Origin of the sequence: Pseudomonas avellanae BPIC 631 (assembly GCF_000444135.1) — a bacterium.
Taxonomy (GTDB): Bacteria; Pseudomonadota; Gammaproteobacteria; order Pseudomonadales; family Pseudomonadaceae; genus Aquipseudomonas; species Aquipseudomonas avellanae.
On sequence record NZ_ATDK01000279.1, the window covers coordinates 1 to 15488 of the forward strand.

A 15488-nucleotide genomic window follows, 5' to 3' on the forward strand; every position below is an offset into this window, starting at 1 on the left:
ATGGCATTGACGACGCAGAGTGCGACGTAAGTGTCAGGGCGAAGGAACCCGACGAAGTCGGGCCGGAAACGGAGCCAGGGTTTTTGCCTACTTTGGTCCCATCAAAGTAGGGCGCCGAGAGGCGAAAAGGTGACTTGAGCCTGGAGCATACCCAACTGACCTCGCAAAACCGCTGTGTGAAGGCGCAATACAGATTCTTGTGGGAGTGAGCTTGCTCACGAAGACGTTGGTCCAAACGCCCTGTTTGCGGGGTTGCACCGGCCTCTTCGCGAGCAAGCTCGCTCCCAGGAGATTTATGTATAGCGCTGAACGCTGCCTCACACCGACAAGTGCAACATCCTGTCGCCCTGCACATTCTCACCCGGTCGGCGCTTGTTGACCGCCAGCTCACCAATCTTGATCAGGCGCGTGCGGGTCACGTTGCGGGTCAGGCCCAGCAGGCTGGCGGTGTGTACCTGATTGTGGTGGCAGAAGCGATACGCCGTTCTGAGCAGCGTGTCTTCGACCTTCTCGTGCAACGCACCGGCCTGTTCTTCGAACAGCTTCTGAAACGCGCGGTTGAGCAACTGTTCGGCCGACTCGTCCGCTGGATTCTGCTCGTCCTGACGCTCGATCCTCAGGTTGGACATGCGCAGGTCATCACGCTGAATGATCCCGTCGCGGCAGACCAGCAGCGTGTGGTGAATGACGTTTTCCAGCTCGCGAATGTTGCCCGGCCAACTGTAGGTCCTGAGTTTGTGCTCGGCCTCGGCACTGATCCGCACCGGGCCATGGCGTAAACGCTGGCTGTAGACCTCGATGAAATGCCGGGCCAGTGGCAGGATATCGCCCGGCCGGTCACGCAACGGGCTCAGTTCCAGATTGACCACGTCCAGCCGGTAATACAGGTCCTCGCGGAAATGCCCGGCATTGATGGCTTTTTCCAGCTGCACGTTGGTAGCCGCCAGCACCCGTACATCAATCGGGATGCTCTTGCGCGAGCCGAGGCGAACCACTTCGCGCTCTTGAAGCACGCGCAGCAGTTTGACCTGCAGGGTCATGGGCAGATCGCCGATCTCATCGAGAAACAGCGTGCCGCCGTTGGCCTCTTCAAACCAGCCGGCCTTGGCGCTGATTGCACCGGTAAACGCGCCTTTGTCGTGGCCGAACAGCTCGGCCTCAATCAGGTTTTCGGAGAACGCGCCGCAGTTGACCGCCACAAACGGCTTGTCACGTCGGGCGCTCAACTCGTGAACGTGTCGTGCAACCAGTTCCTTGCCGGTGCCGGTCTCGCCGATGATCAGCACGCTGGCGTCGCTCGGCGCCACTTGGCGCACATGAGCGAGCAGGGCTCTGGACTTGGGGTCCTCGAATACCTGCGCGGTGGCCCTGATCGAGGTCGCCAGCGCAGGCGAGTGCGGTAAGGTCAGCAGTTGCCCGGACATCACTTGGCCTGCGGGGGCAGATCGTTGGCGATCATTTCGCCGAACGGGCCCGTCAGGTTAGTGATACCTCGCCCGGCGAGGCTGGCGTAAGGCTCGGGCAGCAGCGGGAAGACCAGTTCGGCAAAACGGTAGGCTTCTTCCAGGTGCGGGTAGCCCGAGAAAATGAAGCTCTCGATGCCCAGGTCGGCGTATTCCTTGATGCGCTCTGCCACTTCCTGCGGGTTACCGACCAGCGCCGTACCCGCGCCGCCACGCACCAGACCAACGCCAGCCCACAGATTAGGCGCGATCTCCAGATTGTCGCGACGCCCATCATGCAAGGCAGCCATGCGCCGCTGGCCTTCCGAGTCGAAACGCGAAAAAGATTTCTGCGCGGCAACGATGGTTTCGTCGCTGATGTGTTCGATCAGGGTGCTCGCAGCTTTCCAGGCTTCTTCACTGGTTTGGCGCACAATCACGTGCAGACGAATACCGAATTTCACGGTACGACCCTTGCGTGCTGCACGTTCGCGCACGTCAGCCAGTTTTTGCGCGACGGCTGCCGGCGGCTCGCCCCAGGTCAGGTAAACGTCCACCTGATCAGCGGCCAGATCGTGCGCTGCATCGGAGGAACCCCCGAAATACAACGGCGGATATGGCTTCTGAATAGGCGGATACAGGGCTTTGGCGTTCTGCACGCGCAGGTGCTTGCCTTCGAAGTCGACCGCTTCGCCTTGCAATACACGACGCCAGATTTGCAGAAACTCATCGGTGACTTCATAGCGCTCGCTGTGATCGAGGAAGCTGCCATCACCACGGTTTTCGTCCGGGTCGCCACCGGTGACCACGTTGATCAGCAGGCGGCCACCGGACAGACGATCCAGGGTCGCAGCCATACGCGCAGAGACGGTAGGGGAAATGATCCCCGGACGAATCGCCACCAGGTATTTCAAACGTTCGGTCAGCGGCACCAGAGCCGAAGCGATGACCCACGAATCCTCGCAGGAGCGGCCGGTCGGAATCAGCACCCCGTAATAGCCAAGGTCGTCGGCAGCCTGGGCTACCTGCTTCAGATAGTTGAGCGTGACGGGACGTGCGCCCTTTGTCGTGCCCAGATAATGGCCGTCGCCGTGAGTCGGAAGAAACCAGAAAACGTTCATGACAAATCCTTGGGAGTGATCAGCGGGTGAATGCTGACGGGACCAACTGTTGGGTTGCAGACAGTTCACCAACAGCGTTCGAGGTGGGCCCAGTTATAGTTCGTCTGATTTATTCCGCAAAATAACGTTAAACCATATTTTTAGATCGTAAAAGAATATGTAAGGCTGGAAATCTTCAGCGTCCTCCACTGAAACCCCTCTGCAATAAGGCTTTGGCGGGAGTTTCGCCGTTAAACGCAGCACTGAACAGTGGGCAAAATGCCGAGCCAAAGCGTTGACAGTTTGCGCAGTCGGTTGGAAAAAAACTGATGCTTGCGCGGGTTTTCCGGCGCTCGTCAGCCTGTCGAAACTTTTACTCTGCCGCTCCTGTCACTTTTTCACGACCAACAGGAGTAAGACCATGGCAAGGGCAATCTGGAAAGGTGCAATCAGCTTCGGACTGGTGCACATCCCCGTCGCACTGGTTTCTGCGACCACGTCAAACAGTGTCGATTTTGACTGGCTCGACAAGCGCAGCATGGACCCGGTCGGCTACAAGCGAATCAACAAGGTCACCGGCAAGGAAGTTACCAAGGAAAATATCGTCAAGGGTGTGCTGCACGAGAAGGACCGTTACGTGGTGCTCAGTGAAGAGGAGATTCGCTCTGCGCACCCCAAATCGACCCAGACCATCGACATATTTGCTTTCGTCGACAGCCAGCAGATTCCGTTGCAGAACATCGACACGCCTTATTTTCTGACCCCCGACAAGCGTGGCGAAAAAGTCTATGCGCTGTTGCGCGAAACGCTGGTCGATACCAAAAAGGTCGCGTTGGCCAATGTCGTGCTGCACACCCGCGAGCACCTGGCGGCGGTCATGCCGCTGGAGTCGGCACTGGTGATGGTGATCCTGCGCTGGCCCGCCGATGTGCGTGAGCTCGACGCATTGGAGCTGACCGAGGCCGTAACCGATGCCAGGTTGACCAAGAGCGAACGCGACATGGCCAAGCGTCTGGTCAAGGACATGAGCGCAGACTGGCAGCCTGACCAGTACCACGACACGTTTCAGGAAAAGATCATGCAACTGGTCGAAACCAAAGCCGGTGAAGGCAAGATCGAGGATGTCGAGACTGATCCGGGCCAGGAGGAGCGCAAGAGCGCCGATGTCATTGACCTTACCGATCTGCTGCGCCGCAGCCTGGCAGGCAAGAGCAGCGCCAGTAAAGTACGCAAGCCTGCTGCCAGGGACAAGGCCGCAGAGAAGCAAAGCCCTAAGCCGAAACGACCTGCCGCGCGCAAGAACACCGGCAAAGCTTCTTGAGCCCTAAGGAGAAACCGGCCATGGCCAAGCCCGCCAGCGAATACACGCGCAAGCGCAACTTCGACGTCACCTCCGAGCCTGCAGAGAGCAAGCGTAAAGGCAAAGCGCGGTCAGGTGCACTGAGCTTTGTGATTCAGAAGCACGATGCGCGCAACCTGCATTACGATTTTCGGCTGGAACTGGACGGTACGCTGAAGAGCTGGGCGGTGCCCAAAGGCCCCAGCCTGGACCCGAAACAGAAGCGTCTGGCCGTGCATGTCGAGGATCACCCGCTGGACTACGCCGCTTTTGAAGGCAGCATTCCGAAGGGCCAGTACGGCGGAGGCGATGTAATCGTCTGGGACAGGGGCATCTGGCAACCCCATGGTGATCCACGCAAGACCTATGCGGACGGCAAACTCAAGTTCACCCTGATCGGCGAAAAGCTCAGCGGCGAGTGGGCGCTGGTACGTACCCGGCTCAAAGGCAGCGGCAGCAAAGAGCAATGGCTTCTGATCAAGGAAAAGGACGACATTGCGCGGCCTGCCGTCGAATACGACATCACCGAGGCGCAACCGCAAAGCGTGATCAGTGGTGCGCACGTCGGGGCAGGGCGTTCAGCGCCAGCAAAGCCCAAAGCCAGGGCCGTTGAAGCGAAGCCTGCGCGCAAGCCCGCGCCCGAAAAGGCGAACGTCGTTTTCCCGGACACGCTTGCGCCGCAACTGGCGACACTGGTCGATGCGCCACCTGCGGGCGACTGGCTGTACGAGATCAAGTTTGACGGCTATCGCATGCTGACGCGTATCCAGAACGATGAGGTGCGCCTGTTCACCCGTAACGGCAACGACTGGACCGATCAGTTGCCCGAGCTGACCAAGGCGCTCAAGGGCCTGAAGTTGCAGGACAGTTGGTTCGACGGCGAAGTGGTGGTGCTCGACGAGCAAGGGCTGCCGGATTTTCAGGGGCTGCAGAATGCCTTTGACGCGGGGCACAGCAAAAACATTTTCTATTACCTGTTCGACATGCCGTTTCTGAGCGGCGAAGACCTGCGCGAAGTGCCGCTTGAGCAGCGTCGCGACGCTTTGAAACAAATACTGGGCAGTCAGCGCAGCCGCTTGTTGCGCTACTCGGATGCGTTTCAGGCCGGGCATCAGGACATTGTGGCCAGTGCTGCCGCGATGGGCCTGGAGGGCGTAATCGGCAAGCGCGCTGGCAGCGCGTACGTCGGCAAGCGCAATGCCGACTGGATCAAGCTCAAATGCCGGTCGCGCCAGGAATTCGTGATCGTCGGCTATACCGCGCCGCAAGGCAGCCGCTCGGCGTTCGGCGCGCTATTGCTGGCGGTCAATGACGATGCTCAAGGGCTGGTGTATGCCGGACGGGTCGGCACCGGGTTTACCGAGGCGACGCTCAAACACGTGCACAAGCAGCTGAAACCGCTGCACCGCGAGGAATCGCCCTTGGCGAAAAAACTGACCTCGGCGCAGGCGCGCGGGGTGCAGTGGGTCGAGCCGACGCTGGTTTGCGAAGCTGAATTTGCGCAGTGGACTCGCGAGGGCATCGTGCGTCAGGCAGCTTTTTTCGGCCTGCGCAGTGACAAGCCAGCTGCCGATGTGGTGCGTGAAGAGGCTCAGCCAGCCAAGGCTGCGTCAGTCACTCCTGAGCCCTCCAGGCAGCCCGGCAAGAAAACTGCCCAAGGCAAGGTCGATGTGGCGGGCACTGGCATCAGTCATCCGCAGCGGGTGATCGACAGCAAGACCGGCACGAAGAAAATCGAGCTCGCGCAGTTTTACGAGTCGATTGCCGACTGGATTCTGCCGTTCCTGAACAAGCGGCCAGTGGCGTTGCTGCGCTGTCCGGAAGGCATCGAAGGTGAGCAGTTTTTCCAGAAACACGCCGAGCACCTCGCCATACCGCATATCAGGCAACTGGATCGCGCGCTGGACCCCGGCCACGCCGCGCTGATGGAGATCGACTCTGTGCAGGCGCTGGTGGGCGCGGCGCAGATGGGCGCCATCGAGTTGCACACTTGGGGCGCGACCCGCGACAGGATCGAAACGCCGGATCATTTTGTGCTGGACCTTGACCCGGACCCGGCGCTGCCCTGGCGCAGCATGATCGAGGCTACGCAAATGGTCCTCGCCGTACTGGAGGAGCTAGGGCTTGAAGCTTTTCTCAAGACCAGTGGCGGCAAAGGCATGCACATTATTGTGCCGCTGGCGCGACAGGCCGAGTGGGACACCGTGAAAGCTTTCGCCAAGGCCATCGCCGAGTTCATCAGCCGTCAGTTGCCGGAACGCTTCACTGCAACCATGGGACCGAAAAACCGGGTCGGCAAGATTTTCATCGATTACCTGCGCAACAGTCGCGGCGGCAGCACAGTGACCGCCTACTCGGTACGCGCCCGGCCGGGTTTGCCGGTCTCGGTGCCGATTGCGCTGCATGAGCTGACCGGTCTGACGTCGTCGGCACAATGGGACATCACCAACCTTGAGCAACGCTTGAGCCAGCTCAAGGATGACCCATGGGCCGGTTACAGCAACCGGCGCAAAATCACGCAAAAGATGTGGAAGCAGCTGGGGGCTAAACGGCCTTGAAATCAGGCGGGTCTTCTATTTCGCCGCCAACCGGCCAGGCAGGACGCCTACAGGTTGGCGGTCAGAACAGATATCAGAGAATCCGGTAGAGCAAGCGCTCGACCCTGACCCGGCTGACCCGCTTGAGGAACTTGCGCACCCCTTCGGGATAATTGGCCAGGGTGTCGAGCTCGTCGTACTGGTTGACGCGTTGTGTGTTGCGCATCAATTGGGCGATTTCCGCTTCACGCAGGTCGGACCACTGACCCTGCGGATCATCAATCAGCAAGCCGTTTTCCAGGTCGAGGTTGAACGCACGAGGGTTCAGGTTGTTGCCGGTCAGTAACGTATAACGCTGATCGACCCAGATGCCCTTGAGATGGAAGGTGTTGTCGCCGTGCTTCCACAAGTGCACGTTCAGGCGATGCTGGGCGATGGCCTTCTGGTGCTTGTGGGCAAAGCGTCGCAGGCTGATTTCGTACAGATAGGGCAGGGCCGAAATTACTTTGAACGGCTCGTCCGGGTCGATAAAGAAATCGTTGGCGGTCTTGTCGCCAATGATGATATCGACCTTCACGCCGCGCTTGAGCGCCCGATTGACCTCGCGGGTAACCGCTACGGGCAGGTTGAAATACGGTGTGCAGATGGTCAGCTGGATCTTGCTGGAGGCGATCAGGTCGCAGATTGCGCGGTTGAGGCTGTTACGCGGCCCCACACCCAGCAGCGGAATCACCCGCAACTGGCCGTTTTCCTTGTCGCCTGCCGACGTGTCGTACGTGGCGCGTTTCAAGTCACCGCGAAAAGCGCGGATTTCGCTGCGCAGGCTGCGAGAGCTCGGCGGCGATTGCAGGTCCAGACGGTGCACGGCGGCTGAGGGCAGTATTTCCCGCTGCACCAAGTGCTCGAAAGAGTCGGCCAGCGGCGCGCTTTCGATCAGGTGATAGCGATCCAGACGGTATTTGTCGAGCTTGTGCAGGTAGACATTGTTGATGCTCGCGCCGCTGTAGATCACGCAGTCATCGATCACGCTGCCCTTGAGGTGCAGCACGCCGAACAGCTCGCGGGTTTGCACCGGCACGCCATAGATCGGCACTTCTTCGTCGTACTCAAGGTTCTGCGCCTGATACCAGGTCGAGTTGCCCGGTTGCCGACCGGCACCGATCAGGCCGCGCTGGGCGCGAAACCAGTCGACCAGCACCACCACGTCCAGCTCGGGCCGTGCAGCCTTGGCGGCGTACAGCGCGTCGAGGATTTCCTGCCCGGCTTCATCCTGTTGCAGGTACAACGCGATGATATAGATGCGCCGCGTGGCCGAAGCGATCTTCTCCAGCAGGCAGCGCCGGTAGTCGGCGGCAGACGGAACAATGGTGATTGCATCGCTCGGCAAGGCAAAACCGCGAAGCGCTGCCAGGGTCGAGCGTCGGAAAGTGGACTGCATAGGCCTCTCGATGGGAAAACCAACAGGGTAGGAGCTTACACGAGAGTCGCGCTCAGGTGGCTGTCTCCGACCTGTTTCAAAGCATTGCTGTGTGATGCGAAGCGCACAGCGATAAGCGCCCACCGTGTAACTTTTCGCATACAAATAAATGATAAGCATTCCCAGTAGCATATGGTAGCATTTCGCATCCACTGAGTCGGTCATCTCCAGGAAGGTTTCTTCCGATCTCGCTCATCCCGTCAGCAGGACCTCTTCATGCACACCTCATCGATCCCGATGCGCCTTACGTTGCTCGCTTTTTGCTGTTCCATGGGTTCTTCGGCCTGGGCCGCCACGGCTGCTGCCAGTCAGCAGGACGGGCCGATGGTCCTCGGCGAGACCGACATCAGCGCCGACAAGGCCGACCCGCACGCGCTGCCGCCCGTGTACGCAGGCGGGCAGGTGGCTCGCGGCGGGCAGCTTGGCGTGCTGGGCAATGCCGACATCATGGATGTGCCGTTCACTATGACCAGCTACACCGAACAATTGATCGAGGACCAGCAGGCCGAAGACATCGGCGATGTACTGCTCAACGATGCGTCGGTGCGCCAGTCAAGCGGCTATGCCAACGCCTCGAAGATCTTCGTCATTCGCGGCCTCAAGCTGACCACCGACGATATTTCCTATAACGGCCTCTACGGCGTGCTGCCGCGCCAGATCATCTCGACCGATGCGCTGGAGCGGGTTGAAGTGTTCAAAGGCCCCAATGCCTTCATCAACGGTGTCACCCCGACCGGCTCCGGGATTGGCGGCGGCGTCAACCTGCAGCCCAAGCGTGCGCAGGACACACCGACGCGGCGTTTTACTACCGACATCAGCAGCGATGGCCGGATCGGCGAGCATCTGGACCTCGGCCAGCGCTTCGGCGAGGGCAATCGTTTCGGTGCGCGCCTGAATCTGTCTCAGCGCGAAGGCGAAACCGGCGTCGAGGACGAAGAGCATCGCAGCAAGCTGTTTGCCCTGGGGCTTGATTATCGGGGTGACAACTTCCGTCTTTCCGGCGATTTTGCCTACCAGAAGCAGCGCATCAATCAGAGCCGCAACACGGTATTCGTCGGCAGCGGCCTGACCCGCGTGCCACATGCGCCGGATTCCGACACCAATTACGCGCCGAACTGGACCTGGACCGAAACCGAAGACACCTTCGGCATGAGCCGGGCCGAGTACGACCTCAATGACGACTGGACGCTGTACGCCGCAGCCGGTGCCAAGCACACCCGTGAAAACGGAATCTACGGCTCGCCGACCATCAACGACGCCGCAGGCAACATCACCGCGTCACCGTCTTCGATCCCGCACGACGAAGACAATAAGACGGCCATGGCCGGCATCAACGGCAAGCTGCAGACCGGCGCGGTCAGTCACAAAGTCAACGTCGGCCTGTCCGGCATCTGGACCGAGCAGCGTAGTGCCTATTTGTTTGGCGGCCCTGCGAGTAGCAACCTTTACGAGCCTGTTGAAACAACGCGTCCTGCGCTGGACAGCTTCTCGGGCGGCGACCTCAGTGATCCGGGCATCATCGGCAAGAGCCGCATGCGCAGCGTAGCGTTCTCCGATACGTTGGGTTTTTTCGATGACCGCCTGTTGTTGACGGCAGGCCTGCGTCGCCAGCAACTGCGTGTCGAGGGTTATGACTACGGCAGTGGCCCGCGCAACGCGCTGTATGACGAGGCGATTACCACGCCGGTCTATGGGCTGGTGTTCAAGCCCTGGCGCTATGTGTCGTTCTATGCCAACCGCATTGAAGGTCTGGCGCAGGGGCCGACAGCGCCGAGCACCGTGACGATCAACCCCGGCGAGGTGTTCGCACCGGCACGCTCCAAACAGGTAGAAGCGGGCGTGAAGCTGGACATGGGCACGTTCGGCGCAAGCCTGGGTGTGTACCGCATCGAACAGCCGACCGATGGCTATCAGATTCAGGATGGAACCGGAACGCGTTACGTCCGCGAGGGTGAACAGCGCAACCGTGGCGTGGAAATGAACGTGTTCGGCGAGCCCGTCAGCGGCCTGCGTCTGCTGGCCGGTCTAACCCTGATGGACACCGAGGTGAGCGGCACATCCGGTGGCAGCAACGACGGCAACAGGGCCATTGGTGTGCCGACCTTCCAGTTCAATGCCGGTGCCGATTGGGATGTGCCAGGTATTGCAGGCGCTGCCATCAATGCGCGCATGCTGCGCACCGGTGGGCAATATGTCGACGCCGCCAACACGCTGAGCATTCCTGCCTGGAACCGTTTCGATCTGGGCGCGCGCTACACCTTCAACGTGGCGCAGAAGGACGTCACGCTGCGTGCCAATGTCGAAAACCTGATGAACAAGGATTATTGGGAATCAGCCTACGGTGGCTATCTGACTCAGGGCGAACCACGCACCTTGAAGCTGTCCGGCACCCTCGATTTCTGATGAATCGGCGCTGGCTGCATCGCAGGATGCAGCCAGCCGCTCGATCAGTAGCCGTTACGCTTCAGAATGGCATCGATACTTTCTTTCGCTGGCCGGCCATAGAACTTCAACAGTTCAGCGGTGCGGTTAGTGAAGAAGCCATCGACACCGTCATTTCGGATGCGCTTGAAGTCCGCCGCGTCGTCCACGGTATACGGGTGGATGACCATGCCTTTTTCATGCGTCAGGTTGTTCATCCAGGGTTTGACCAGGTCCATGTAGCTCTGGTCGCCGCCCTGGGCCAATTGCGACGAAGGGCCGGTGCCGATCGCGCCATGGGCTTTGGCCCAGTCAATCCACTTCTGGAATTCTTCCGGCGACTTGACCTCCTGCGCTGCGTAATAGCTGGCCTTGTCCTTGGCCCCCGAGTCCTTGAACGTGACGCTGGATTTAGGCTCTATCGACCCTTCGCCAATCCACAGCAACAGCACCTTGGGCACCTGCGGCATTTCTTTTTGCAGCAGTTCCAGGCTCTGTTTCTCGAAGGTCTGCAACACGACGCGACCCGGCATGTGCGCGACGTTGACATGCCCGGCAGCCGCTGCGGGGCGCTGGGTGAGCCAGCCACGCTTGGCCAGCACTTTTTTAAGGTCGGCTTCAACGCCGGGAAACTTGTTCGGCACCTTGGTTTCGATGTACAGACCCGGCTTGTTGGCGCCGCCCTCGGCGATGTCGATGACTTCGTCCAGGGTCAGAATCTGCAAGCCGTTGTAGCTGTCGCGCGCCCGGTCCGGATAGGCCTTGTTGAACCACGAGCCTGCGTCCAGTTGCTTGAGTTCCGCCAGCGTGAAGGTGCTGACCGGGTCCTTGACCCGCGTGGGGAACACTTGGGCGATGTTGGTGGTGCGTTCCAGCACGTCGTCGTGCAGCGCTATCAACACGCCATCCTTGGTGCGCTGGATGTCCATTTCCAGATAGTCCGCACCCAGATCCCGCGCCAGGGTATAGGCCGGGATGGTTTCTTCCGGTGCGTCAAACGAGGCACCGCGATGGGCGATCGCGGCGGGCCAGGGCAGGCCGTATTTTTCGCTCAACACCTTGCCCGGCGCATCCGCCGCCGCTGCCATACCGGATGACAGCATCAGGCCCGACATGACCGCCGCGGCCAGGAGGGTCTTTTTCAACAGGGTCGTGGTCAACAGCGTGGTGGAAAATCCGTGCATGGGCGGTGGGTTCCTTATTAGGTGGAAGGCGTTCGACTGAACCAGCCACTACCGTCGCTGGTCACCGTGCTGCACGCAACGATAGCGCACTATCGGGTTGCCGAGGTGGGTTGTGCCTCAGTCTGTCCAGCAAATGCGTCCACTTTATGACGGTGTGGCGCTGCACAAATGCACCGAGTCGCGTTACTGTCAGCGTTTTGATGACCGAACAGGAGCGCACATGACAACGGTATTGGTGCTGGTCGAAAATCTGGACACGTATTTGCCGATCCTGGAAAGCAGCGGCTTCCAGTTGATTCGCGCCCCGACGGCCGAAAAACGCGCCGAGGCGATTGCCACTCACGGGCAGAACATCAGCGCTGTTGTCACGCGTGGGCCACTGGGGTTTTTCGCTGAGGAAATGGACGCGTTGCCGCACCTGCGCATCGTTTGTGTGAGCGGTGCCGGCTACGAGAAGGTCGATTTGCCCGCTGCACAGGCACGAGGTATTACCGTCACCAATGGCGCCGGGGTCAACGCGCCTACCGTGGCCGATCATGCGCTGGCATTGTTGCTTTCGCTGGTGCGCGATATTCCACAGGCAGACGCCTCGGTACGCCGCAGTGAGTGGCGCAAGGCCGTGCGGCCGTCACTGGCAGGCAAGCGCCTGGGGATCATTGGTCTGGGTGCGGTAGGTCTGGCGATCGCCAAGCGTGCGGCTGCATTCGACATCGTCATCGGCTATCACAACCGCAAGCCGCGTAACGACTGCAGCTACACCTGGCATGAAACGGCGCAGGCGCTGGCGGCCGAGTCGGACTTTTTGATCATCGCCACGCCCGGTGGCAACAGCACGCAACATCTGGTCGATGCGCAGGTGTTGGAAGCGCTGGGGCCTGACGGCTTTCTGGTCAATATCGCCCGCGCCAGCGTTGTGGACACCGGTGCGCTGGTCAGGGCACTTGAGAATGAGCAGATTGCCGGGGCAGCGCTGGACGTTTTCGATGACGAACCGAAGGTGCCTGACGTGTTCAAGACCCTGAACAACGTGGTGCTCACGCCGCATGTGGCAGGCCTGTCGCCCGAAGCGTCGAGGGATAGCGTGCAAAGGGTCAAAGATAACCTGTTGGCGTTTTTTGCCGGGCAGCCGGTGCTCACGCCCATCACCGAATGAGGACCGTGCAGCGCTGCATGCAGCGTCTTGCCGGACCGCCCATTCTGATTGCGCTTTTGCCTGTTTATAGTCCGCTCCGATTGCACAAAACCGAATGGGGAGCAGGGCATGGGCGTAGCAGACAAAGCGGTCAGAACATTGCAAATCGGGCTGGTAGGGGATTTCATCGCCCAGGTGCCCGCGCATCAGGCGATCCCGCTGGCGTTGCAGATGGCTGCCGACGCATTACAGGTTCAGGTCGCCATTACATGGTTGCCGACGCCGCAGATCGGTGACGGCGCGCGCCTAGGGCAGTTTGACGGCTTGTGGTGCGTGCCGGGTAGCCCGTATCAGGAGATGCAGGGTGCGCTGACAGCGATCCGTTTTGCCCGCGAGGGGTTGGTGCCGTTTCTGGGAACGTGCGGCGGTTTTCAGCATGCCTTGGTTGAGTACGCAAGAAACTGCCTGGGCTGGGCGGATGCGGAGCATGGCGAAACTGCGCCGGATGCGGCAAACGTGATTATTGCGCCGCTCAGTTGCTCGCTGGTCGATGCCCTGGCACCGATTCATCTGCAACCCGACACACTGATCGCTCAGGCCTACGGCACGCTGGATATCGAAGAGCGCTATCACTGCCGCTATGGTCTGCGCAGCGAGCTGGAATCAGCGCTGTTCGGCGCAGCCTTGAACGTCAGTGGACGAGGCCCGGAAGGTGATGTGCGCTGCATTGAATTGCAGGGGCATCCGTTCTTCGTCGCCACACTGTTCCAGTCGGAGCGTGCGGCACTGCTGGGCACAATTCCACCGGTGGTCGACGCCTTTCTGCGCGCCTGCATCGCTTCTGCAGCGGGTGACGCTTCGTGATTGCGGCACGTTTTCCCACGCCTTACTTCGCGGTGGTGTTCACCTCGTTGCGTACGCCTGACGAGGGGCAGGCGTACGCAACGGCCGCACAGCGGATGGTCGAACTGGCCCGTCAGCAACCGGGCTTTCTGGGTGTGGAGTCAGCGCGTGGCGACGATGGGCTGGGTGTGACCGTTTCCTACTGGACCGACGAGGCGGCGATCCTGGCCTGGAAGCAGCAAACCGAGCACGCCGAAGTCCGCGAGCAGGGCCGCGCGCATTGGTATCAGGCGTTTGCCACGCGGATCTGCAAGGTTGAGCGCGATTATTCGTTCAACCACTTTAGTATCAGGGCATGATCGGCGGCGTATACGTCAGCGTGGTGCCCAGCGCCCAGAGCAGAAACAGCACCAGCGGCGCATGGACCAGCAACTGCACGAACGAAAAGCCGATCAGGTCCCTTGCTTTAAGGCCCAGCAGCGGCAGCATGTAGAACGGGTTGATCAGGTTGGGCAAGGCTTCGGCTGCGTTGTAGATCTGCACTGCCCAGCCGAGGTGATACTGCAGGTCATTGGCCACCTGCATCACATAAGGGGCTTCGATGATCCACTTACCGCCACCCGAGGGAATAAAGAACCCTAGAATCGCCGAATAGACGCCCATCAGAATCGCGTAGGTGTCGTGGGAAGCAATGCTGGTGAAGAACGTCGAAATGTAATGCGCCAGGGTCTGGGCATCAGCGCCTTTGACCGTGGTCAGCAAGGCGGCGATCGAGCCGTACAGCGGGAACTGAATGAGCACGCCGGTGGTAGTCGGCACGGCCCGCGCCACGGCGTCGAGAAAACTGCGCGGCCGCCAGTGCAATAGCGCACCGAGCATGATGAACAGAAAATTGTAGGTATTGAGCCCCGAGATCGCAGTGATTGCAGGCTTGTTGGAAAACTCGTTGAACAGCCAGCCAACCCCCAGTAGAACCATCAGGATAATCAGCAGCGGGCTGTATTCCAGCCATTCGCCCGGCCGGGTTCTGACGGGCAGTGGCGGCAGATTGAACGCCGGGTCGATGCCGCAGGCCTTGGCATCGCGGGCGCTGTTGGGGCCGGGGGCCGTGGCATAGGCGACGATCAGCGAGATGACGACCAGCGCTGCGAGCATGACCCCGGACTGCCAGAGAAAGATGGTTTCAGTGAAAGGAATCACCCCCGTGATCGCCAGAATCGATGGCGGCAGGCTGGCCGGGTTGGCCTGCAACTGTGCAGCGGACGATGACAGCCCCAGCGCCCATACCGCGCCAAGCCCCAGATAGGCTGCGGCACCGGCTGCGCGGTAGTCCATGCGCAAGTCGGTGCGGCGGGCGAGGGCGCGCACCAGCAAACCGCCGAACACCAGTGACAGCCCCCAGTTGAGCAGCGAGGCCAGCATTGAAATCAGCGCCACCCAGGCCACTGCCGAGCGGCCGTTGCGCGGCACGCGTGCCAGGCGGTCGATCAGGCGCACGGCGGGCGGCGAGCTGGCAACCACGTAACCGCCGATGACCACGAAGGCCATCTGCATGGTGAACGGAATCAGGCTCCAGAAACCGTCTCCGAAGGCCTTGGCGGCGTCGGTCGGACGCGCACCGATGGCCAGCGTCGCCAGCGTGACGATGACCACCGCCAGCGCGGCGAATACCCATGAATCCGGAAACCAGCGCTCAGCCCAGACGGCACACCGCAAGGCAAATCGGGCGGAGCGGCTTTCTTCGATGTTGGCGGCCATCAGAGGCACCTCTTTTTGTCATTATTATTGGGGTTTACCGGCGCGTGGAACGAGAGGCGCATTCATCTAAATCTCTCATTCCAGCGCTGCGGGTCAGAGTGAATTGGGTGACACTCTGCATCACATCTGTACGGCCACACAGCGTCACGCCTTACCCGTAATCACTGCACATAAATGCGCTTTTTATCGCGATGGCACTGGCGACGCAGAGTGCGACGTAAGTGACGGCTGAGCTCTGTCGCTGATCCGGGGGAT

Annotated in this window: 11 protein-coding genes; 6 read left to right on the top strand and 5 right to left on the bottom strand. The window is 60.5% G+C overall.

What is annotated here, in order from left to right:
- Positions 1 to 317: 317 nt before the first annotated feature.
- The gene (locus DW49_RS0116490) at positions 318 to 1424 is read right to left on the bottom strand and encodes a sigma-54 interaction domain-containing protein (RefSeq protein ID WP_005619177.1); all 1107 of its coding nucleotides are present in this window, start codon (positions 1422 to 1424) and stop codon (positions 318 to 320) included.
- Positions 1424 to 2563 (bottom strand): FMNH2-dependent alkanesulfonate monooxygenase, encoded by a 1140-nt coding sequence (ssuD, locus tag DW49_RS0116495; protein WP_005619175.1) that lies wholly within the window; start codon positions 2561 to 2563, stop codon positions 1424 to 1426. The genes DW49_RS0116490 and ssuD overlap by 1 nt, the downstream gene beginning before the upstream one ends.
- A 400-nt stretch (positions 2564 to 2963) precedes the next feature.
- Here ssuD and ku point away from each other — a divergent pair, with 400 nt between their 5' ends.
- Both ku and ligD read left to right on the top strand, forming a co-directional pair.
- On the top strand, positions 2964 to 3863 hold the full coding sequence (ku, locus tag DW49_RS0116500) for a non-homologous end joining protein Ku (RefSeq protein ID WP_005619173.1): 900 nt from the start codon (positions 2964 to 2966) through the stop codon (positions 3861 to 3863).
- Positions 3864 to 3883: 20 nt separating this feature from the next.
- Positions 3884 to 6439 (top strand): DNA ligase D, encoded by a 2556-nt coding sequence (gene ligD / locus DW49_RS0116505; RefSeq protein WP_005619172.1) that lies wholly within the window; start codon positions 3884 to 3886, stop codon positions 6437 to 6439.
- 73 nt (positions 6440 to 6512) lie between these two features.
- Here the strand turns inward: ligD and pssA are convergent, their stop codons facing one another.
- Entirely contained in the window at positions 6513 to 7856 is a 1344-nt protein-coding gene (gene pssA, locus DW49_RS0116510) for a CDP-diacylglycerol--serine O-phosphatidyltransferase (RefSeq protein ID WP_005619170.1), read from the bottom strand.
- A 255-nt stretch (positions 7857 to 8111) separates the two neighbouring features.
- Here pssA and DW49_RS0116515 point away from each other — a divergent pair, with 255 nt between their 5' ends.
- Positions 8112 to 10298 (top strand): TonB-dependent receptor, encoded by a 2187-nt coding sequence (locus DW49_RS0116515; RefSeq protein ID WP_005619168.1) that lies wholly within the window; start codon positions 8112 to 8114, stop codon positions 10296 to 10298.
- Positions 10299 to 10342: 44 nt separating this feature from the next.
- Here DW49_RS0116515 and DW49_RS0116520 read toward each other — a convergent pair whose 3' ends face one another.
- The gene (locus tag DW49_RS0116520) at positions 10343 to 11500 is read right to left on the bottom strand and encodes a glycerophosphodiester phosphodiesterase (RefSeq protein WP_005619166.1); all 1158 of its coding nucleotides are present in this window, start codon (positions 11498 to 11500) and stop codon (positions 10343 to 10345) included.
- Between the two features lie 220 nt (positions 11501 to 11720).
- Here DW49_RS0116520 and DW49_RS0116525 point away from each other — a divergent pair, with 220 nt between their 5' ends.
- The 3 genes from DW49_RS0116525 (at position 11721) to DW49_RS0116535 (ending at position 13834) form a co-directional block, all read left to right on the top strand.
- Positions 11721 to 12653 carry a 2-hydroxyacid dehydrogenase gene (locus tag DW49_RS0116525; protein WP_024420857.1) on the top strand — a complete coding sequence of 311 codons (933 nt, stop codon included), beginning with the start codon at positions 11721 to 11723 and terminating at the stop codon, positions 12651 to 12653.
- A gap of 108 nt (positions 12654 to 12761) precedes the next feature.
- Positions 12762 to 13496, top strand: a complete 735-nt coding sequence (locus DW49_RS0116530; protein ID WP_005619162.1) for a CTP synthase C-terminal region-related (seleno)protein — start codon at positions 12762 to 12764, stop codon at positions 13494 to 13496.
- Positions 13493 to 13834, top strand: coding sequence for an antibiotic biosynthesis monooxygenase family protein (locus DW49_RS0116535; RefSeq protein WP_024420855.1), 342 nt, complete (start codon positions 13493 to 13495; stop codon positions 13832 to 13834). The genes DW49_RS0116530 and DW49_RS0116535 overlap by 4 nt, the downstream gene beginning before the upstream one ends.
- Here the strand turns inward: DW49_RS0116535 and DW49_RS0116540 are convergent.
- Complete coding sequence (locus DW49_RS0116540) at positions 13824 to 15233, bottom strand: short-chain fatty acid transporter (protein WP_005619157.1); 1410 nt, start codon at positions 15231 to 15233, stop codon at positions 13824 to 13826. The two genes, DW49_RS0116535 and DW49_RS0116540, sit on opposite strands and share 11 nt — an antisense overlap.
- Between the last annotated feature and the right edge of the window lie 255 nt (positions 15234 to 15488).